Source organism: Peribacillus simplex NBRC 15720 = DSM 1321 (assembly GCF_002243645.1).
GTDB lineage: Bacteria > Bacillota > Bacilli > Bacillales > DSM-1321 > Peribacillus > Peribacillus simplex.
The window spans coordinates 3736176-3756159 of record NZ_CP017704.1 but is presented as its reverse complement, the minus strand read 5'-3'; the positions used below and the strand labels follow the sequence as shown (position 1 = coordinate 3756159).

Sequence of the window (19984 nt, the reverse complement as noted above, 5' to 3'; positions counted from 1 at the left end):
GATTCTGATTCATCTAGTGTTATGTTTTCATTTTCATACCTATTAATACACATTCCACTTTTACAATCGGTTTTCTTGATAATATAAATATAATGGTTACAGGTATGACTAATAAAACATAATATTGGCCACTTTCTTTGATCCAATCATAAATAAATGAGTTATAAACATATTCCAGAATAAACATATGAAAAAGATAAATTACTAATGTAATGGATCCTATCTCAGTAAAAAATGTATGCTTTTTAGGAACGATACAAAAAAAACAATAAGTTGCTGCTCCCATAATTAAATAAACGATCAACTTATATATAAAACCGAGGGAAATGGAACCTTCCATTAATTCCTTATAGCCTAAACGACCATAAAACCACTCCCTCCAAGTAATTTCACCATAGAAATAAATACCGGTAAAAATTAACCCTAGTACACCCCAGCCTATTAGGGCATTACTTTTCTTTTTAACCCATTCAAAATGATTTTTTTCTAAAAAATGTCCAACTAAAAAGAAAGGAAAGAAAAAGAACGTTCTCGACAAACTTAACCATTCATTTACTTCACCAATGTAACCAATTATTAGAGATACAATTATTGAAAAAACGATTCCATATTTTCGAGAGGAAAATACAAACAATAATAAATTCCAAAAGAATAAGCTTATTAAGAACCATAAGGCCCATCTTGGAGTCAAAATTGTGAATTCAATTGGTTCATCAAATAACTTCTGATAATAGAAGGTATAAATCACCTGGAATATTACATAGGGAATTAATATTTTCTTTATTAGCACCCAGAGGTCCTTTTTACTTTTTATCTTTCTTGAAAAATAGCCGGATACTAAAATAAAAGCTGGCATATGGAATGAAAAAACAAACAAATAAATAGTTAAAATCCATTCGTTTTCTTCTACCATTCTAGCTAATGTGTGTCCTAAAACTACTAGTACGATTAACACAGCTTTCGCATTATCAAAATAAGGATCACGTTTCATAAAATCTTACCTCCTATAAAGAAACTACTAGTTAGATCTCCTGATCCTCAATTATGGTTTGAATGAAAAAACCGGCTTTCCTCTAATAAAGGATTGCCGGCTTTTTACTAAAGGAACTTCATCGGAGTATCTACCATAACATAGCTTGTTTACAGTATAGTTAATGGAAAATAACAGTTTGATAACAGAGACTGAAACCAAAAAACTAACGCACCCGTTTAGTAACTTTCCGGAACGAACAATCACTTCCAGCATTTCAATACCCCAAGCAGTTCCAGACGTTTTCGCCTTACCAAAACGGGTAGTGTATTATATAAGCATGAGTATGATAACGTCTCTCTATAGGAGGAATGTTCATGAATTCGGTCATTTTATTTGATGGTGAATGCAACTTTTGCGATTCGAGTGTCCAGTTCATTATAAAGCGGGATCCTCAGGGGCTTTTTCATTACGCTTCGCTTCAAAGTGAGGCGGGACAAGAGTTGCTGAAGAAGTATGATGTTCCTGCAGATATAGATAGCATGGTCCTGATCGAAAGGGATAAGGCCTACTATAAATCGTCTGCAGCCTTGAGGATTTGCCGCCGCTTACAGGGGGCATGGAAATTGCTTTACGGCTTCATCATCGTTCCAAGCTTCATCCGGAACATCGTTTATGATTTCATTGCCAGGAACCGTTACAAATGGTTCGGAAAGAAAGAAGAAAGCTGTATGCTGCCGTCGCCAAGTGTTCGAAAGCGATTTTTGTAAAAAACAATGTATTTGTTGTATTAGAAATGGTCAACTTTCTAGTATCAAAAAAAAAGGACGATCAGCGATCATGGCTTTTCGTCCTTTCATTGTGTAAATGTGGAGTATCTCCATAAATGGTTGGCCGTTGGATGCGCCATCATTTCAAGCCCTTTGTTTTCCGCTAGGTGCAGGGGTTCCCAGTTTTGTTCATCTGCCTCCTTTAGATAGACTTCGTGATGCGGTGCCTGATCATGATAGCCGGCTATATTGATTTCGCCATTTCGGTAAAAGGTCCCGATCACTTTATAATCCACGGCAGGAGAAATGATGATTGGGTTGCCTACAGAGTGTGTCAGCTGAATCGTTGTTTTCTCATGATTGGATAATACGCGCTTCACTACAATGTCTTCATCCGGGGCCACTCCTTCTTCGAGAAAATCCCCATCATGGTTGTAGGCCTCACTTTTTCCGACTGCTTTGGAAAATTCAATCTCGGCTTCACTTTCCTTTTCGTGAATGTACACATCGACCCTAGTTCTGTATCGGGGTGATTCAGGATCAAACCCGCGGTTGTCTCCTTTAAAATAAGGAACCTTTGAGGCAAGATTGGGGTTTTTAAGCCACTCTTCCGGTAAAAAGGTGGAATAGCGCAGCTGCCAATTTCTTTTCTTTTTACCATCCACATCGTTTTCAACTGACTGCAAAAGCTGTTTTACAGGTCCTATCTTTTTCGTATTCGTTATTTCCTCGATCGCTGCCTGTGCTTGGGATGATCCTTTTTTTACGGCTCCGACAATACTCGCTACAAGGGATTTCACGGCATAGGACTCCTGCTCTGAACGCGGAAGGGGCCGCTTTGCTTTAATGGTATATGTGTATTCCTGATCCTCACTAATACTCCGATCACTGAAGGAACATCCACCCACTTTCCCAATATCCACGCCGTTTCGGTAAACCCGATACTCTTTTATTCCTTTGATGGGCTCCCATTCCAGGCTGGCTTGGCCTTTTGCGACAATCGTGGTGAATACCAAATCCAAAAGGATATTATCCTCTTTTTTATTCTCGGCCGTCGTTGATGTCTGTATTTTCATCCTGTTCACTGACTGTTCCTTTTCATTCAAGCTATCTATCGAGTACGTATAGATGGTTCCTGGAGTCAGTCCCCGATCTGCCATCCTTGGCTCTGGTCCGCTGTAAATCAGCTCTTTCCCCCTAAATACCCGATAGAAACCACCTTCATCAGGCCAAATAAGCTTAATGGCATCTTCTTTCCGTTCGATCTTACACATCAATGAAGCCGTTTTGAATACCGCTTGATGCTTCCTCTTATTCGAAATGAGATAAGCGATGCCCGCAAGACCAAGAGCAAGCAATGAATGCCGTGCAGTGAATGTAATTCCGCCTACTTTTAAACCGGGAAATGAATAATGGGCAATCAACTTCTTCATCACCTCTTCCTTTTCTAGGTGTTATTTCTTTACCCACTTTAATCTCCAAGCACACTTTGCAATGTGCTGTGAAGGTTATTTCCTCTGGGACTTTCTGATGACATAAAAAAACCGAGGGAATGGTTACTCCCTCGGTCATTTATAGTTTCACTGGATTATATTTTAACGGCGGCTTTTTTCTCCACCCTTACGTCCTGCTTCTTCCCTGCTCATTTTTCCATTACCGGAACCGTCAGAGCTGCCGTCGCCATCTCGTTGATTGGCCCGTGCCACTCCGCCTTTTTCGCCGATTTCCTGATAGAATTCCTTGCCATGACTGTCGGATGTCGCTTCTCCGCCTTTTTGGCCATTCTCTTTATAGAATTCCTTATCATGATTTTCGGATGTTGCTTCTCCGCCTTTTTGACCAATCTCTTGATAGAATTCCTTATCATGATTTTTGGATGTTGCTTCTCCGCCTTTTTGACCAATCTCTTGATAGAATTCCTTATCATGATTTTCGGATGTTGCTTCTCCGCCTTTTTGGCCAATCTCTTGATAGAATTCCTTATCATGATTTTTCGCTGTTGTTTCTCCACCTTTACGGCCTGCTTCTTCACTGCTCATTTTTCCATCATCAGACCCATCACGTTGATTGGCTCGTGCCTCTCCGCCTTTTTGACCAATCTCTTGGAAAAATTCCTTATCATGATTTTTTGCTGTAGCTTCCCCGCCTTTGCGGCCAGCTTCTTCCCTGCTCATTTTTTCATTGTTGTTAGTCATTAAAACTCCTCCTTATTAATTGGATTTTTGATGAACTAGCTACAGTTTTATGTATACCCGATGGTTGTGATATAAAACTAGAATCTATTAAAACTTTTCCATTAAAAAGGAAAAGCATCATGAATGATATCACTCATGATGCTTCCCGCTTATCCTTAACCTGACTTGGGAATCCCTTCTCGCAGGCGATCTGGCAGCTCCACAAGGGTTTCATTCAAAGTATCCAATTTCGTTTCAATCCTATGAAGCAAATAAAGGGTAACAATGATCGGGAACCCAATATCACTGACAAATGGCAGGATTTGATCCACTATTCATTCACCTCACTTCCAGGGTGTCCAACAAAGATGACCTTTCCATTCGTTAGATAAGTTCCACTTCCTCGACATTTCGCTCGACAAGGCGCGCCGCCTTCAAATCGACGAAATCCCCTGAAGATGTAACGAACACGTTCCCCGCAATCATTTTTTCCATTGCCAGTTTAACCGTATTTACTTCGACCGGCTCCTTCGGATTATCAACGGAAATCGTCGCTGACTTTCCTTCCTCGGTAACGAAAATCAATTCCAGTACTTTAGCCAATTCAAATCACCTCCCCCTCTTCCGCCATCCTTCCAAAAACCGATTAGCCAATCAATGAATACGTATCCACTCGGGTCACTTCACCCATTGGATGATTCTGAACACTTGTGATTGCAACAGCTGTCGAAAACAACTGATCCGCCGTCGCCTCGACCTTGATGTTCGAAAATGTCCTCCGCTTGAAAACGAGAGCCCCTTTTTCATTTAACCCCGTCTCAAAATCGATCCGCAACGTACTTGATACTGGAATCTGGTTTGCCATGCCACTCACCCCCTTTCACACTCTATATAAACTTTTACGGAATGAAAGTAGCATGGTCTTGAAATTTCTTCAGGGAAACGAATAAAAAGCCGCCCATCAATTGGGCAGCTCTATATCAGTATTTTTAAAAGCCATATTTTTAACAGTTTTTCAGGAAATCCTTTAAAACACATTTTATTACCGAAATTTAAATTCTCTACTCACCATTAGCCATTGTCTTCTTCTCTCATTAAAAAATCTTTCTCAATTATTAGCGGTTTTTCTACAAAATTAATTCTTCTCATTATTTGTTGTATTACTCTCGGAAAAAAGTAAGCTCCAAAGAAAGCACAGATAAAAGCCTGTGACCAAGTTTTTAACCATGTAGATAAGAATATATGATCATAACCCCTATTTATTGAGACTAATATAAATGAAATAAAAAAGGACATACTAAAAGCCATTAAAAATGCATAAATAATATTTCTGTATTTAACGTTAATATTCATTATTTTTCTTCTTCAACCCCTGATCTAATAATTTTAGGTTCCTTGATATTTTTAATTAATTTAATAAGTAAAACATTAATTCCCAACCAATAATCAATTATGCTTGATTTACGTTGTTCTACAGTTCTATTCCCAACTTTATTTTATTTCTTCCATTTACATAAGTAAAACCAATTTTTATAATAGATCTATTAGAATTACTAATATAAAGGAGTTAGTGAGGTTGAATTCGTATTATGCTTTTATCAAAACTATAGAAACAGGCAGTTTTACAAAAGCTGCTGAAGAACTTGGCTATACTCAGTCCGCCATTAGCCAAATGGTGCATTCATTAGAGGAAGAACTTTCTACCACTCTTATTTTACGCTCTCGAAAGGGTATTACACTGACACCAGATGGCGAGGAATTTTTGCCATATATCAGGAAGATTTGTAATTCACATAGGGAACTGACTGAAAAGCATAAAGAGATGGAAGGACTGCAAAGTGGACTTATTCGAATTGGCACATTTTCCAGTGTTACATGTCATTGGCTACCGGGATTGATCAAAGATTTTAAGGAACTTTACCCAACTGTTCATTTCGAATTACAACAAGGAAATTATACGGAAATCTCAAACTGGATTAAAGAAGGCAGCGTAGACTTTGGCTTTGTGAATTCAAATGTTACGGATTTAACTACGATTCCCTTGCAAGAAGATGAAATGCTGGCTGTAATGCCAGTTGATCATCCTTTAGCATCATCCACAAAAGTCTCATTGAAAGAATTGCTAAAAGATCCTTATATCCTGTTGGATGAGGGAGTTATAAATGAACCATTAATAATTTTTAAACAGTACAATTTTGAACCTGATACACAATACCGTGTATATGACCCTTATGCGATTATGTCCATGATTGAACAAGAGCTTGGCATTTCGATTTTACCGAAACTGCTCTTAAATAAATGTCCCTATAATATTGTAACGAAGGCTATCTCTCCTTCTATTACTCGAACAATTACTTTGGCATACAAGGATAAAAGAGTATTGCCAATAGCAAGTAGGTATTTTATTGACTTTATTATTGAAAGGTATAGAAATGAAGCTTAGTAAAAAGTCTTTATTCCAAATATAAAGATGCGAGAGGTCTTGTATTCAAAAACGAACCTGCTCGCTTATTAGTATGAATACCGTACCTCACAGTCTTCTACAACTTAAAAAACTCCCTTCTAAACTAATGAAGGGAGTTTCAAATGGGCCTAAAATTAGAATTTACATGCAGCGGAAGTGGGCTCTGGCTAATTGTCAGGTTATACTATTCCATCAATTGCAATGCTTTTTGCAAACTGCATTGCTTTACTAAATAAAACCTCTGAAAAGCTTATACAACAACCCGCCAGGTTTGCTCCAGCATTATCCGTCCATTAGAATACCGTTTTTGCTTTTCATCTTATTTTTTCCTTTAAATTTTTTTTTATAACTTACATTTTTCAGGTGAAGATATTGCATTTGGCTTTAAATGGCACGTCATGTTCGCCTTTTCTGGGAAATAATAATCACGAAAGGAAGTGGATGTTGATGTCATTAGAATGGTTTGACAGAGTAAGCGGGGAATTGCAGGATCATCTTAAATCAATTTGTGAGAAATATGACCGCAATGGCAGCATGATCGTGGAGCGCGGGTCTAAGCATCCACGCATCGAGTTTTACACAGAGCTGGATGACAATGAGAGGGATTATTTTTCCACGCTGTTTTTTGATCCGTATAATGAAGAATTTTATATGGAATCGTTCGATCCGGACCTAGGGCAGGTCAGCAAGGTCATCCTTTCAGACATTGAAGATATCGTCGATGCTGTACATGAGAGCTTCCATAACTATCTGGAAGAGGATGATACCGATTACGAATATGATATGGATATGGATGATGATAAAGATGATTTGTATGATCCAGACGGCGCAGATTCCGAAATATACGAAATCGATGTAGATTGGGAAACGCCTGAAGTTACCGCCTATATTCAGGATAATGAAGTCGAGGTCACCTATCAATTCGGTATCGTGCAGGAAACAGGTGATGGTGTGCTGAAACGGATAAATCGGATTCGGACAGCAGATGATGACCTGATAAAGGATGAAACGAATTTCATTTTCAGCAAAGAAGAAGCAAGCACGATCATCGCCATGATAGCCAGTCATATGGATTCACTTAGTGAAATGGAATAAAAAAACCAACAAAACCTTGTCCATGATCACATGGACAAGGTTTTATCATATAAGAATCAGTTCATATACCTCTGATAATTGCGTGACCCGTTCCGTATCACTAGCTTCCTTTGCATGCTTAATTTCCTGAGGAAGAATATGGTTAAGAAAGCTAGATTCTTTACCGGAAAGCTTATTGACGAGTTCTTCTTCAGAATGAAAATGTCCGCTTTTGATTTTATTATAAATTTCCTGCGCTTCAGGATATTGGTCCGTATAGTTAGAAATTATCTCACGTAAGTAACCAATCGTACGATCCATCATACCATCCCTCTCGAATGTTAGATTTTTTGCTTACATGCTATACCTTCCCCCATTTTTTGATGATAAATTCCTAAAAAAAAAGATATCCAAATCAATGGATACCCTTTTCAGTCCTCCTCCCAAAACAAATCATCCAATGTACGGGATAATGCTTTACAAATACCGACACACAAACTTAATGAGGGATTATATTTTCCGGATTCAATCAATCCTATCGTTTGCCTGGATACGCCGACAATCTTGGCTAGTTCATCTTGTGACAAGTCCTTTTCTACTCTCGCAAGCTTCAGTTTTATATTTTTCAAGGGAAGGCACCTACTATTTCTTATTATCTTAGCTATTTTTCATGCCGATTTTCTTCGCCAGCAAGTATATACCACCAAAAAACAGAAGTAAAATCGGCAAATAGATCATAACGGATACAAACGATACCAATACAAAATACCATACGCCCTGGGAACTGCTATCCGCATAGGATACAGCACTATTCACCCCCATGAATATAGCGATGATAAGTGCCAAAGCAATCGTACCAAAGACAGTCTTCCTGCTCATCGGTGTTTTGCTGGTGCGGTCATGCATCTCCACTTCATCCCAGAATACACCTAAGAAAATGGAACGGGCTAAGTAATACAGCCCTCCTGCAACAATGATCACGAATTCCAGATATAACTCCCCGCTGTCTGCACCATATTTATATAGTTTGAAAAGTGCACTCACCAAGCAAATGGCCAAGATGACGTGATACATTTCTTTATAAATTTTATTTCTTACATTCTCAATCCGCTCATCGGTGATCTTTTTCGTTCGTTTAAATAGACTCATCATCGATCGACCTCCATTAATTCCATCGCTTACCCTTATTATATGATTTATTTAACTTTTCGCAACATATATATTACATTTTATAATTTATAAATTGCAAAACGCATAAAAAAAGGGATCCACACATCAGTATGGATACCTCCCTAGCCTTATTTAGGGTTTTACTCGTAAGTTTTGGGGATTTACTCGTGAATTCTAAGCTTTTACTCGTGAGTTTTGGAGTTTTACTCGTGAATTTCAAGGTTTTACTCGTGAAATCATGATTTTAAATAATACCAAACCAATTATAGAGGGCAATGGGACGAGTTTGGGAACAAATAATACCTTCTATCTATAAAATTAGAATTTCATATATGAACTCAATAACAGATAGCAAATGAAATTCCCTTCAATACTTATTTAACAGCAAATACAAAAACTCCATTTTTTTTAAAATGGAGTTACTCTTTTTATCTAATTATGAATTTTCCATAAAAAAGTTTGATCATTTCAATGATCTTTATTCCGCAGACTCCCCCATTAGTTGAAAAAGAAATTTATATCATCTTGCTTATCGATTACTCTTCATTAAGATGATAGCAAAGTTGAACAACGCCAGAGGAAAAGCTTTTTGTATCAACGAGTGTTAGATTCAATCTCTCCTTTATGTCAACAAACAAAGGTTTTCCTTCCCCTAAAATAACAGGGTGAACAGATAACCTAAATTCATCAACCAGCCCCAGTCTTATAAAAGATGTAATAAGACTTGCCCCTCCATAAAGCCAGATGTCTTTACCAGGTTTATTCTTTATTTTATTCACTTCTTCAACAATATTATCATTTATGATTGTTACTTTATTATCAGTACTTTTTTTTGTTTTAGAAAACATGAATTTTTCTTTGCCGTGAACTAATTTCCACATTTCTTTTTCAGTATCGGATACCTCATTTTCTGGAGTATATTGTCCCCATAAATCATAGCTTTTTCTCCCATAAAAAATAGTATCAATTTGATTTAAGAAATCAATAAACCCCATTTCAGAGTCCATGATGCACCAGTCGACTTCTCCTTTAGGCCCTTCAATAAATCCATCTAATGTAACTGCTAAATCTAAAATTATTCTTCTTGGTCTTTCGTTAATCGTCATTCTTTAATCTCCTTTTGTCGTGTATCAGCAAAGCCAACAGCTTCGAGGCATTATCCGAATTGAACGTACTCTTGGATGACCTCAGGGACATTACAACAGGCGCATTGTGAAAATAGGCATCCCTATTGTCTCTGGAAATCCCCATGAATCTCGCTGCTTTTCAACATTTCATCAGAAGTTACTTCAGTTACGTTAGTTTTATATTACAGCTTCTATCATAGTATTAAAAGATTGTATCAAAAACTAAGGAGACTCGCGATGAAAGCAATGGTATGCACAAAATACGGTTCACCCGATGTACTGGAACTCAAAGAGGTAGCAAAACCAACGCCCAAGGACAACGAAATTCTGGTAAAGGTCCACGCCGCAACAGTCGCTTCAGGGGACATAAGGGTCCGGAGTTTCAAGAGCCCCTTCTTATTATGGCTGCCGATGCGAATCTTCCTGGGTCTTAGAAAACCGCGAAAATCGATACTGGGAGTGGAGCTGGCCGGGGAAATAGAGGAAACGGGCAGGAATGTGAAAAAATTCAAAAAAGGCGACCAAGTTTTTGCCATGACTGGAATGAACTTCGGGGCTCATGCCGAATACACATGCTTACCTGAAGACGGACCAATCGCAATGAAGCCTGCCAATATGACCTACGAGGAAGCCGCCTCCGTTTCTTTTGGGGGAACGACAGCTCTGCATTTTTTCAGAAAAGCCAATATCCAGGACGGACAAAAAGTCCTCATCTACGGTGCATCCGGTTCGGTAGGTACTTCAGCCGTGCAGCTAGCCAGATACTTTGGAGCAGAAGTTACCGGAGTATGCAGTGCCGCTAATTTTGAATTGGTGAAATCATTGGGAGCCGATAAGGTAATTGATTATACGGAAGAAGATTTCACGGAAAGACAAGAGCGATATGACATCATCTTTGATGCAGTCGGGAAAAGCTCGAAAGCCAATTGCAAGAAAGCACTGACCCCGAACGGGCGATACGTGTCCGTTGAAGGCCAAGGAATAGCAAAGATACTTACGGAAGATTTACTACTCCTCAAGGAGCTAATCGAAACTGGAACAATAAAATCGGTTATTGATAAACGCTACCCGCTGGAACAGATTCCCGAGGCACATAGATATGTAGAACAAGGACATAAAAAGGGAAATGTAGTGATAACCTTGGTTGATAATGATAAATCCTGACAGCGCTTTGCACACAGCCGCTTTTTGAGAACTTTTGTAACCCATGTTTCATTTTGCTGATAATTGGAAAACGAAACCTCATGCTCCTATGGATTTTCCCGTAGGAGTTTCAGCATTTAATCTTAAATATTAATTAACAACATCCGGGTATTTTTAACTATAAACATCTTTTATTTTTAATTATTTTAAGGAAGACCAAAAAAATAGCCCACCTTAGAGGGAGGCCATCTCCAATATGTATTGATTATTTAAATCTCTCCTTTTTCTAGTTTTTTATTTAAAAGTATATAATCATTTTTGTTAAAGGTTATCGCTACTCTATCTAATCTATCTCCATTTGGATATAAATATAACTGTTGATTGAATTTTATCCCTAAAGGTACAGCTGTTTGATAAATAAGATTTAAAATCTTAAAACATTCTAAATCTACCCCTTCTTTCAAATGATTTTTAACATGAATAATTACTAGATCTTCAATATTTTCAAACCTAGGTTTTCGAGGAGAAATATTATCAGCTTTACAAAGTCTTTTTAATAGATTTTGATAATAATCATGATTTTGTTCCAAATAAACCACCTCATTTTATTTATAATATTATTAAAATACACATTATAGAAGGAAAGAAAACTTCAGCATTATTTTCCTAACATTTTCTAATGAAATAGATGATCAAAAATCAGCTCAAATAGGTGAAATTATCTATATAGACCTTGAAATTACAGTTAGAAGTTTTGAAAATGATACAGAAATATCTGATGTTATTTTTAATCATCCTAATAGTAGCATCTATTTGGGAAGTGAATAAATTATACAACGTTTTTGAACTATGCTATATAGTACAAAAGCTAACCCAACTTACAAACAGACTTGGAAAAGATATGAAAATCATTATGATCTCCAAATGAATACTTTCATATGGAAAGTACCTTAAAAGGGTTAACTATTTTAAAAATGAAGATCTGCTAAATGTAGATCTTCATTTTTGTATATCTTTGAAATAATGAAGTTGATCGGATTAAATGGTTCCATAGGAAATATGGTACATCTGTTGAAGAAATGGAAGGAGCTTCGGCAGCACAAATCGCATTTCCTTCTATGATAGATTTAAAATGCGCCGTGATTAACTTCCCCACAAAAAAGCTGCCCCCTTTCCTTCCAAGGGGAAAATCTCACTTTTTCGTTATCACATCGAATCCAAAACCAAAGATATAAGCAGGTCGGCTGCGGTGAATACGGATAACTATAATTCCTTTTAAAATGAAAGAAATCAACGATTTTAACAAACTACACCTTCTTAAATACGAACATTAAATTATATTTATATTTTAATGTTCACTTTTTCATTGATTATCTATCATTTGTTTGTTATATTAGAAAAGTAATAATCGTAATTTACTCGTATATGCTCGGAAATATGGTCTGAGCGTTTCTACCTGGTTCCCAGTGAAAGAACTAGACTACGAGTTAAAGTATTCGGCTGCCCGCTTTCTTGAGCAGCTAATGATTTAGCATTATAATCATTTTGCTTAATCACCTTTACTTTGACTATCGTAGGTCTAGAAGGCAGTAATCATTCTGCCGTTCTGGACCTTTTTCTTTGACCGCAACTGCGAGTGTATCAAACAATCGAATAAATATGTTTTAAGGAGAAATTATATGAGAAAAAACATGTTCAAAAAGTACACTATATTAGGAATCATTACATTACTTTTCGTGTCGGTGATTGCAGCATGCAGTTCTGCTTCCAAAAATGAAACGGTCGAAAAAAAGACTCAAAGGCCTATCATGATTCAAGGTCCAATGCCAATCGAAGCTGAAAATTTCGCGAAAAGGTTAAAAAATGTTAAAGAAGAAAAATCAGGAGATTTTGTATTTTACATTGGAACTTTAGACAATTATCCTGTAATCGTTGCAAAAACAGGTAAAGGGATGGAAAACACAGCTGCCGCTACAGCATTGGCCATTGAAAGATATAACCCTATTGCCATCATCAATCAAGGAACATCAGGCGGACATGATCCAAGCTTAAACGTTTTTGATATTGTTTTAGGAAAAAGAACGGTAAACCTAGGTTCATTAAAAACAGCAGATAAAACTGAAAACCAAGGAATTGATCCAACCATTTGGAAACCGATGGACCTAATGGCTTCTGAAGGAAGTGCAGGAGAAGATCCTAACGCTGAAAAACCACGCTTCTACGAGGGAGATAAGGATTTACTCGCAGCTGCTCATGCAGTTAAAGATACTTACACAAAAGGTAAGGTTGTCGATGGTACTATCGGTTCTGCAGACGTTTGGAATAATGAAGTTGATCGGATTAAGTGGTTCCATACGAAATATGGTACATCTGTTGAAGAAATGGAAGGAGCTTCGGCAGCACAAATCGCCAAAGCTTACGATGTGCCCTTCTTAGGTATACGAGTACTATCGAATAATAAAGTAAATGGCGGTAAATATAACCCTAATACAGCAGCAGCCAATCAAGAATATGTTTATGAAGTAGTCAAAAAATATATCTCTACGATGCCAAGCAAATAAGGCCGGGCTCGGAGCATATAAAAGAATTAGAATCTTTTTGGTCAACTATCCCTATAATGAATAAAAGAAGAGCACATATTATATGTGCTCTTTTTTTATTCGCGTGGGCTGTGTCCAAATTAACCGGACTATTTTCCACATCAGAAATACTGTCTTCTGATAGGATGCTAACCATTCCCATCATTCATGGTGGATTGAACAACTGTTTGTTGATTCTTCCTCTTTGCAAAATGTTAAGCTGAGGCTATTCAATGTGTAAAGTCTAGCGGTAAAAATGAATAAATCGCTGTAGTTATTTTCTACGTACTCTTCAATGATGCCCATCCCTTTTCTGAATCTATCAACTAATAAATGCGTGTAGTTTTCATCCCAGGTAAACCGATTGATTCGTTTAAGTTCATCTGCCAAAACCTGAAACTTAAACTCCTCAACAAGAAGTTTCAATTGATACAATTTATCTCTATTTAAACAAAAGCAATTGTTTTCATTTTCATGATTTTCCCGGACGAATGTAATGAAACCATTTATATTCTCAGCCAACATATTCGCAATTTGCATCTCGAAGTTCATTTCTAACATCTCCTCAATGTCTAAAAATCTATATGAAGAGTGTATGAATTAAAATGATATTTTAACACCAGCAATTCTTCTTTATTTCGCCTGCGCATTTCCTTCTATGATAGATTTATAAAATGCGCCGTAATTAACTTCCCCACAAAAAAATGCCCCCTTTCTTTCCAAGGGGACAATCTCACTTTTTCGTTATCACATCGAATCCAGAACCAAAGAGATAAGCAGGCCGCCAGCGGTGAATATCCCCGTGATCGGCCCTCCGTCTTCAAATGCTTCAGGCATCATCGTTGAGGCGATCATGGCGATGATCCCGCCGCCTGCAAAGGCTGCCATCGCTGCCAGGACATAGTCCGGGGCATGATCGAGGAATAGATAGCCCGACATAGAGGATAGTGCCGAAATAAGCAGGACGGAAAACCACAGCAGCATGATTTTCTTCTTGGAATAATCACTTTTGAGCAGACCTGTTGTACTTGAGAGCCCCTCCGGAATATTACTGATGAAGATGGCAATGACCAATAACCAGCTTACCGAGCCACCACTTATTAAGCTTGCGCCAATCATGATCGACTCCGGTATGGCATCCATTACAGTCCCGATAAAAATGGCTAAGCCCGCTTCCTTCGAAGAGCTATTATTGGACCGTTTCCTTTTATCCGCACCTTTTTTGGAAATAAGAAAATCCAAGGCAGTAAACACGGCGGCCCCTGCGATGAATCCGATCGCCGTCGCCCAGATTCCTCCATCACTCACCGAATCAGCAAGCAGCTCATATGCCGCTGCACCAATCAATACACCCGTACCAAAAGCCATAATATAGCCAATGATGTTTTTCTTTATCGGAATGAAGATGGCGGCTAGTGCGCCAAGCAGGACCGCAGAACCCGAAACCCCTCCCCAAAAGACCGCATTCCACATAGAATTCCCCCATTTCCTTTTATGGGATAGTGTACCCGGGTTGATGTTGGGGTAAACAAGGGGCCGCTTTTTGCAAATTCCAGCAAAAAAAAGCAGTTATATTTCCTGCCGTAGTAGAAGTATAAAAAGAATAGTAGAGTCTTTCCGATTATGGTGCATCGCTGCCTTATATGACTGATATTTGCGATTTTCCTTCTTCTCTTTCACTAACCTTTTCAATTTTATCGACAAACATTTGGAAAACCTTTCTCTTTTCTTCCAGCTCTTTTATAGACTCTTTCAATTCGTTCAATTTTTGTTCAAAAGGTTTATGATAGAGCTCGCGGATGTTTCGAATAATTTCATCATTTATAGTGGATTGTACAACTTGCTTGGTAATATTGAATTTATAGGAATAAACCTGAAGATCACGCTTAACTTCTTCATACTCTTTTTCTATCCCATTTAACACATCACTGATTTCTTCATTCCATTCTACTAAAGCCTTTTTCACATGTTCCTCCACCCTTATTCCCCCTCTTTAACTACAAAAAAATCTTCTCCATAAAAACTTATTTTATCAAAAGTTCATTTCGGTTTCTTTTCGGCTTAGTTACTTAACATATAAGTTTCATTAAAAATAGATAACAGCTAACAACGAGTTACGAAACACTTTTAAAAATTCACATAGAATGTAACATGACAACTATAACCTATGGAGGTGTTTAGACTGATTCATACAGTTAAACCAGGTGAAACACTGACACAGATATCCAGGGACTATCGGAAACCGCTATCGGCAATCATCAATGCTAACCCGACAATAAATCCAAATGTCATTTATCCTGGTCAACCCATTTTGATCCCTGGTTTTCCCCCTCCTGATACCATTCCATTTCAGATCGATGTGTCCGTTAACAACCGTAAGCTAAGGCTGCTAAAAAATGGCGTACTGCAAAAACAATATCCAATCGCTGTTGGAAGAATGCTGTTCGGTACACCGGTAGGACAATTCATCATCATTAATAAAGCCCCCAACCCCGGAGGCCCATTCGGTACAATGTGGATGAGTTTATCAAAAGAACACTACGGTATTCATGGAACGAATGATCCCAGCTCAATTGGTAAAGCTGTCTCAAAAGGCTGTATTCGAATGCATAATCGGGACGTGGAGGAATTATCAAGAATTGTTCCAATCGGGACATTGGTTACGATTCATCCTTAATGTGTTTAGGGAAACCTGGACACTTTTTTTCATTCAAAAAAAGGCAGGGATTTCCCCTGCCAGTACAATAGTATCGTTTTATCAATCAATTCATATTTATCGGCCAATAATAAAACACCAGTGTAACCATGATGATCATGACGCCGCTGATCATTAAATAGGCTGGGTATCTTCGGGTGATGTTCATTTCTTTTTGCTCGTCTATTTCAATTGGGGTTTGAAGGATATTTGCTTGAAACTCCCTTTCTTCGAAGGTGATCGTTCCATACTTGGAGCCAATGATAAGTGCGCCTATACTTAGGATTAAACCGATGATTACAGGATTAAAGTATACAGGAAGACTAATTCCGAACATGCTGAGGCTTTCCCCGAGTATCACGCCAAAGAAGCCGAATACGATGCTCCAAAAGGCTCCTTCTTTTGTTACCTTCTTTGAAAATACGCTTGATATGGCAATCGGTCCCCATGATGCGGCAAATAATGTTGCTGCAAAGTAGCCGATCCACATGACAGCAGGCGGCTGGAATAATCCAATCAGTAAGATGATCAAGCTGATTACGACCATGGAAATGCGGCTGGCCCGTAATAGATGGTGATCTGTGTATTCCTTTTTCCTTGATTGTTCCATGATGTCCCGTGTAATGCTGCTTCCTATTATCTGAAGGAAGCTCGAACAGGATGATAATGCCGCAGCCATGATGCCGCTAACGATGATGACTCCAAGCCATGTCGGGACAATATTCATCGCTGCCCAAATGAATACCTTTTCCGTCGGTGCGATATCCGCTTTAATGGTGGTGATTGTCGATATGCTGATATGGAGAAACAAATAGACGGTCAAAATGGATATGGTGGCCCAAACGCCGGCCCGGATGGCTACATGTTCATTTTTTGCCATTAAATATCGGCTGCTTTGCCATGGACTCACTGCAATGACAATGCCCCAGACCAAGCCCATGATGACTGCCCATGCCAATGCTTCCCAAGGAGTTCCCATCGTTGCGGCCGGTCTGGTAATGCCATGCCAGCTTAATAAATCAGGCCGTTCGGCCAGGTTTGCCGCTTTCGTAACGGCATCAGGAAACCCGCCTGCAGATTTGATAATATAAGGAAAACTAAGATAGGTTGCGATTGAGAATAAAAAGAACATCACCGTATCATTCACCATGACCCCCTTCGCTCCTGAGAGAATGGTAAAGGATGAATACACTACCCACATGATCACTAAGGCCATTGGATAGGAAACACCAGAGACCTCGGCCAATAAAACGGCTGCCCCTTGAGTAACGGCAACCAAGTATGCAGAGATTCCGAGAATTGTCGTGATGGCAGCTGCCAGTCTTACCTTCTTAGAATGAAAGCGGTTACCAAAAAATTCAGGAACCGTCAATGATTTGCTTCTTCTTAAATACCTGCCAAACAGGAAGACTCCGAATATATAGCCGCTTGCATTAAAAATAACGAGGATCAGCAGCAGGATCGGATACCCTTCATAAGAAAATCCCGCTTCTCCCATGAAAGATACGGTGCTTAGGAAAGATGCTACAAGCGTACCGGTTATCATCAATGTGTTTCCGCTTCGTCCAGAAACATAATACTCCTCTGAGCTTTTCACTTTCCTGAATAAAAAGATGCCGATCGAGACATAAACACAAAAGGATACGATAATACCAAGCAGAAAGGCCACTTACATCCCCACCTTTTCAATCGGATCTTTTGCTTTTATTTCTTCTTGATTTCTTTTCATTTTTACTAGGAAAACCTTCGTGATCCACCCCATGACAATTAAGGAACCCCCATAACTTAAAGAGAAAATTAACTCACCCATTTCTTGACCCCCTTATTAAAATAGAAATAATCAATAGTTAAATATGCAATATCCATACCAAGTTTTTGAATATTCAGATTTTAATAGGGGTTTATTTATATTTTATCTTCATCATAAATAAATTGGTATTTGCCTAGTTTGCGCATGATCGTCGTTTGGCTAACCTCCAGCGCTTTGGCCATTTTTCTGGTTGATTTATATGTAGAAAGGGCCTGGGACAATAATTGCTTTTCCGTTTCCTCTAACGCTTTTTTCAAGGGAATGATGCCTGTTAAATTAACTAGCGCCGTATCTTTGTAGGTTAAATCGGAAGGTAAATCCTCTATCGTTACGATAGGTTTTCTAGCCGTCACGACAATTTGTTCAATTACATTTTCCAATTCCCGAACATTACCCGGGTAATCCTGCAGCTGCAGAATTACCTTGGAATGATCATCGATACTGATAGATTGACCGTATTTTTCATTGAATTTCTTCATAAAATAATCGGTTAATAATAGGATATCTTCCTTTCGCTCACGCAGCTGCGGTATTTCCATTGGAACGACATGCAACCGATAATATAGATCTTCACGAAACTGATTATTTTTGATCATTTGCTTCAAGTCTTTATTCGTAGCGGAGATAATGCGAATATTCACCTTTTTCTCCTTCGTTCCTCCCACCTTCATGAATGTTCTGTCCTGGACCAGATGCAGGATTTTCACTTGAATATCGAGCGGCATTTCCCCGATTTCATCAAGAAACAGCGTTCCGCCGTCAGCACTCTCAACAAGCCCTTGTTTCCCGTGCTTATTAGCTCCCGTGAATGCACCGCTTTCGTAACCAAACAGCTCGGACTCAATTAATGCGGATGGAATCGCGCCGCAATTAACTTGAATGAATTTCTTATCCTTTCTACTGCTAAGATCATGAATGACCCTTGATAATACGCCTTTCCCGACTCCGGTTTCTCCATGAATGAAGATCGATGAATCCATCGGTGCTACTTTTTCAGCTAATTCCAAAACCTTTATCATCTTATCCGAATTTGTAATGCAGTTATTGAACGAAACGGTTCTCGAACTCTCATGCTGAGCTCGCTGGTTCTGAAGATTCACTCTGTTCAATTTACTCTTCATCTCAACCAATTCCGTAATATCCCTGGAATTCGAAACGATTCTATATAAGTTCCCCTCCTCATCAAAAATCGGCTTCGCTGTGCTGAATACAGTCAGCCCATGCGGATAGGTTTGCTCCGCTGAATGGATCGCTTTCGTTTTCATCGTTTCTAATGTAACCGAATTGACGATCAGCCCCTTTTCAACTAACTCATTGATGTTCTTATTAATAAAGGCTTCCGGCGGCAGCCCTGTAAGCTTCTTACACGCTTCACTCACGAATAACGTGTTCCCGTTGGCATCCGTCACGAAAATTTCATCATAACTGGAATCCAGGATTTGCGTCAGCTCTTTTACCTTCCTTCTTGTCACCTCCAGCTCTTCATGCAGTGATTCATTTAGACTTATTAAGCTCTTAATCTTCTTTTTTAGCAGTATTTCCCTGACTTCATAGATCGGATAGCTTCTATATTGGTTATCACTATGTTGAATCACAAAATCATAGGTGCTCATATCCTCTTCACTTAGCTTATCTAAATCATCAACGACGACAAACGATGTATTAAGGTAAGCCGTGATTTCCTGATTATGCCCCTCACTATCCAATCTCTTCAAAAAGAAACCTTCATCTAATATACCGAGGATTTCCAAGTGATTTTTCATGACAATAAAAGACGAGGAATGTATTTTCAATAATGCTTTTACATCCAAAATAGAAATATCGGAAAATACAATTAGTGATTCTTTATTTAATTCCGTATCCACACAATCACCCCTTATTTTGATTTCGAACCGATTTTGTTACACTTTTTTATGCGCAAAGAAATAAGTGATCCTCTCATAAGCAACGAATGTCCATATATCAACCGATTCGAACCTGAACCTATAATGAATCACCACTTTTCAAA

The 19984-nt window shown here is 38.5% G+C and carries 24 protein-coding genes, 1 pseudogene and 1 riboswitch; of the genes and pseudogenes, 7 read left to right on the top strand and 18 right to left on the bottom strand.

Annotation, left to right across the window (positions count from 1 at the left end):
- Positions 1 to 19: 19 nt before the first annotated feature.
- Positions 20 to 991 (bottom strand): acyltransferase family protein, encoded by a 972-nt coding sequence (locus tag BS1321_RS18140; RefSeq protein ID WP_063235177.1) that lies wholly within the window; start codon positions 989 to 991, stop codon positions 20 to 22.
- Between the two features lie 356 nt (positions 992 to 1347).
- Between BS1321_RS18140 and BS1321_RS18135 the strand changes: the two genes are divergently transcribed.
- Positions 1348 to 1740 (top strand): thiol-disulfide oxidoreductase DCC family protein, encoded by a 393-nt coding sequence (locus BS1321_RS18135; protein ID WP_063235178.1) that lies wholly within the window; start codon positions 1348 to 1350, stop codon positions 1738 to 1740.
- A gap of 86 nt (positions 1741 to 1826) precedes the next feature.
- Here BS1321_RS18135 and BS1321_RS18130 read toward each other — a convergent pair whose 3' ends face one another.
- The 6 genes from BS1321_RS18130 to BS1321_RS18105 all read right to left on the bottom strand — a co-directional run bounded on the left by BS1321_RS18130 (position 1827) and on the right by BS1321_RS18105 (position 5267).
- Positions 1827 to 3173 (bottom strand): DUF3238 domain-containing protein, encoded by a 1347-nt coding sequence (locus BS1321_RS18130; protein WP_063235179.1) that lies wholly within the window; start codon positions 3171 to 3173, stop codon positions 1827 to 1829.
- A 162-nt stretch (positions 3174 to 3335) separates the two neighbouring features.
- Positions 3336 to 3779, bottom strand: a complete 444-nt coding sequence (locus BS1321_RS18125) for a KGG domain-containing protein (protein ID WP_198319693.1) — start codon at positions 3777 to 3779, stop codon at positions 3336 to 3338.
- A gap of 311 nt (positions 3780 to 4090) precedes the next feature.
- Complete coding sequence (locus tag BS1321_RS18120; RefSeq protein ID WP_057913045.1) at positions 4091 to 4246, bottom strand: YvrJ family protein; 156 nt, start codon at positions 4244 to 4246, stop codon at positions 4091 to 4093.
- Between the two features lie 52 nt (positions 4247 to 4298).
- Entirely contained in the window at positions 4299 to 4517 is a 219-nt protein-coding gene (locus BS1321_RS18115; RefSeq protein WP_063235182.1) for a DUF2922 domain-containing protein, read from the bottom strand.
- A 43-nt stretch (positions 4518 to 4560) separates the two neighbouring features.
- Positions 4561 to 4779, bottom strand: a complete 219-nt coding sequence (locus BS1321_RS18110; RefSeq protein WP_063235183.1) for a DUF1659 domain-containing protein — start codon at positions 4777 to 4779, stop codon at positions 4561 to 4563.
- Positions 4780 to 4985: 206 nt separating this feature from the next.
- The gene (locus BS1321_RS18105) at positions 4986 to 5267 is read right to left on the bottom strand and encodes a DUF2798 domain-containing protein (RefSeq protein ID WP_063235184.1); all 282 of its coding nucleotides are present in this window, start codon (positions 5265 to 5267) and stop codon (positions 4986 to 4988) included.
- Between the two features lie 223 nt (positions 5268 to 5490).
- Here BS1321_RS18105 and BS1321_RS18100 point away from each other — a divergent pair, with 223 nt between their 5' ends.
- The gene (locus tag BS1321_RS18100) at positions 5491 to 6357 is read left to right on the top strand and encodes a LysR family transcriptional regulator (RefSeq protein ID WP_063235185.1); all 867 of its coding nucleotides are present in this window, start codon (positions 5491 to 5493) and stop codon (positions 6355 to 6357) included.
- Positions 6358 to 6825: 468 nt separating this feature from the next.
- Positions 6826 to 7473 carry a hypothetical protein gene (locus tag BS1321_RS18095; RefSeq protein WP_063235186.1) on the top strand — a complete coding sequence of 216 codons (648 nt, stop codon included), beginning with the start codon at positions 6826 to 6828 and terminating at the stop codon, positions 7471 to 7473.
- Positions 7474 to 7518: 45 nt separating this feature from the next.
- Here the strand turns inward: BS1321_RS18095 and BS1321_RS18090 are convergent, their stop codons facing one another.
- The 4 genes from BS1321_RS18090 to BS1321_RS18075 form a co-directional block, all read right to left on the bottom strand.
- Positions 7519 to 7776: a sigma-G-dependent sporulation-specific acid-soluble spore protein CsgA gene (locus tag BS1321_RS18090; RefSeq protein WP_230162881.1), complete on the bottom strand. Its 258-nt coding sequence runs from the start codon at positions 7774 to 7776 to the stop codon at positions 7519 to 7521.
- Between the two features lie 107 nt (positions 7777 to 7883).
- Entirely contained in the window at positions 7884 to 8081 is a 198-nt protein-coding gene (locus BS1321_RS18085) for a helix-turn-helix transcriptional regulator (protein ID WP_063235187.1), read from the bottom strand.
- A 28-nt stretch (positions 8082 to 8109) separates the two neighbouring features.
- Positions 8110 to 8604, bottom strand: coding sequence for a DUF6773 family protein (locus BS1321_RS18080; RefSeq protein ID WP_063235188.1), 495 nt, complete (start codon positions 8602 to 8604; stop codon positions 8110 to 8112).
- 554 nt (positions 8605 to 9158) lie between these two features.
- Complete coding sequence (locus BS1321_RS18075) at positions 9159 to 9728, bottom strand: dihydrofolate reductase family protein (RefSeq protein WP_063235189.1); 570 nt, start codon at positions 9726 to 9728, stop codon at positions 9159 to 9161.
- A gap of 258 nt (positions 9729 to 9986) precedes the next feature.
- Here BS1321_RS18075 and BS1321_RS18070 point away from each other — a divergent pair, with 258 nt between their 5' ends.
- Positions 9987 to 10913, top strand: a complete 927-nt coding sequence (locus BS1321_RS18070; RefSeq protein WP_063235190.1) for an NAD(P)-dependent alcohol dehydrogenase — start codon at positions 9987 to 9989, stop codon at positions 10911 to 10913.
- 248 nt (positions 10914 to 11161) lie between these two features.
- Here the strand turns inward: BS1321_RS18070 and BS1321_RS18065 are convergent, their stop codons facing one another.
- A complete protein-coding gene (locus BS1321_RS18065) occupies positions 11162 to 11482 on the bottom strand; it encodes a hypothetical protein (RefSeq protein ID WP_063235191.1) in 321 nt (106 codons plus the stop codon).
- A gap of 429 nt (positions 11483 to 11911) precedes the next feature.
- Here BS1321_RS18065 and BS1321_RS27590 point away from each other — a divergent pair.
- A pseudogene (locus BS1321_RS27590) lies at positions 11912 to 12001 on the top strand (5'-methylthioadenosine nucleosidase); the annotation flags it as partial.
- 290 nt (positions 12002 to 12291) lie between these two features.
- Positions 12292 to 12395, top strand: a riboswitch (purine riboswitch).
- 176 nt (positions 12396 to 12571) lie between these two features.
- On the top strand, positions 12572 to 13453 hold the full coding sequence (locus BS1321_RS18060; RefSeq protein WP_063235192.1) for a 5'-methylthioadenosine/S-adenosylhomocysteine nucleosidase: 882 nt from the start codon (positions 12572 to 12574) through the stop codon (positions 13451 to 13453).
- 180 nt (positions 13454 to 13633) lie between these two features.
- Here BS1321_RS18060 and BS1321_RS18050 read toward each other — a convergent pair whose 3' ends face one another.
- From BS1321_RS18050 to BS1321_RS18040, 3 genes are all read right to left on the bottom strand, one after another.
- Positions 13634 to 14023, bottom strand: coding sequence for a hypothetical protein (locus BS1321_RS18050; protein WP_063235194.1), 390 nt, complete (start codon positions 14021 to 14023; stop codon positions 13634 to 13636).
- A 195-nt stretch (positions 14024 to 14218) separates the two neighbouring features.
- A complete protein-coding gene (locus BS1321_RS18045) occupies positions 14219 to 14944 on the bottom strand; it encodes a ZIP family metal transporter (RefSeq protein WP_063235195.1) in 726 nt (241 codons plus the stop codon).
- Positions 14945 to 15110: 166 nt separating this feature from the next.
- Positions 15111 to 15449 carry a hypothetical protein gene (locus BS1321_RS18040; protein WP_063235196.1) on the bottom strand — a complete coding sequence of 113 codons (339 nt, stop codon included), beginning with the start codon at positions 15447 to 15449 and terminating at the stop codon, positions 15111 to 15113.
- 204 nt (positions 15450 to 15653) lie between these two features.
- Between BS1321_RS18040 and BS1321_RS18035 the strand changes: the two genes are divergently transcribed.
- Complete coding sequence (locus tag BS1321_RS18035; RefSeq protein WP_063235246.1) at positions 15654 to 16148, top strand: L,D-transpeptidase family protein; 495 nt, start codon at positions 15654 to 15656, stop codon at positions 16146 to 16148.
- 85 nt (positions 16149 to 16233) lie between these two features.
- On the opposite strand, the gene BS1321_RS18030 is transcribed toward BS1321_RS18035, so the two are convergent.
- From BS1321_RS18030 to BS1321_RS18025, 3 genes are all read right to left on the bottom strand, one after another.
- Positions 16234 to 17835 (bottom strand): sodium:solute symporter family protein, encoded by a 1602-nt coding sequence (locus tag BS1321_RS18030; protein ID WP_063235197.1) that lies wholly within the window; start codon positions 17833 to 17835, stop codon positions 16234 to 16236.
- The gene (locus BS1321_RS27585) at positions 17836 to 17976 is read right to left on the bottom strand and encodes a hypothetical protein (RefSeq protein WP_155726506.1); all 141 of its coding nucleotides are present in this window, start codon (positions 17974 to 17976) and stop codon (positions 17836 to 17838) included. It lies immediately after the preceding gene.
- Between the two features lie 95 nt (positions 17977 to 18071).
- Positions 18072 to 19841, bottom strand: a complete 1770-nt coding sequence (locus BS1321_RS18025; RefSeq protein WP_063235198.1) for a sigma-54 interaction domain-containing protein — start codon at positions 19839 to 19841, stop codon at positions 18072 to 18074.
- Positions 19842 to 19984: the final 143 nt, after the last annotated feature.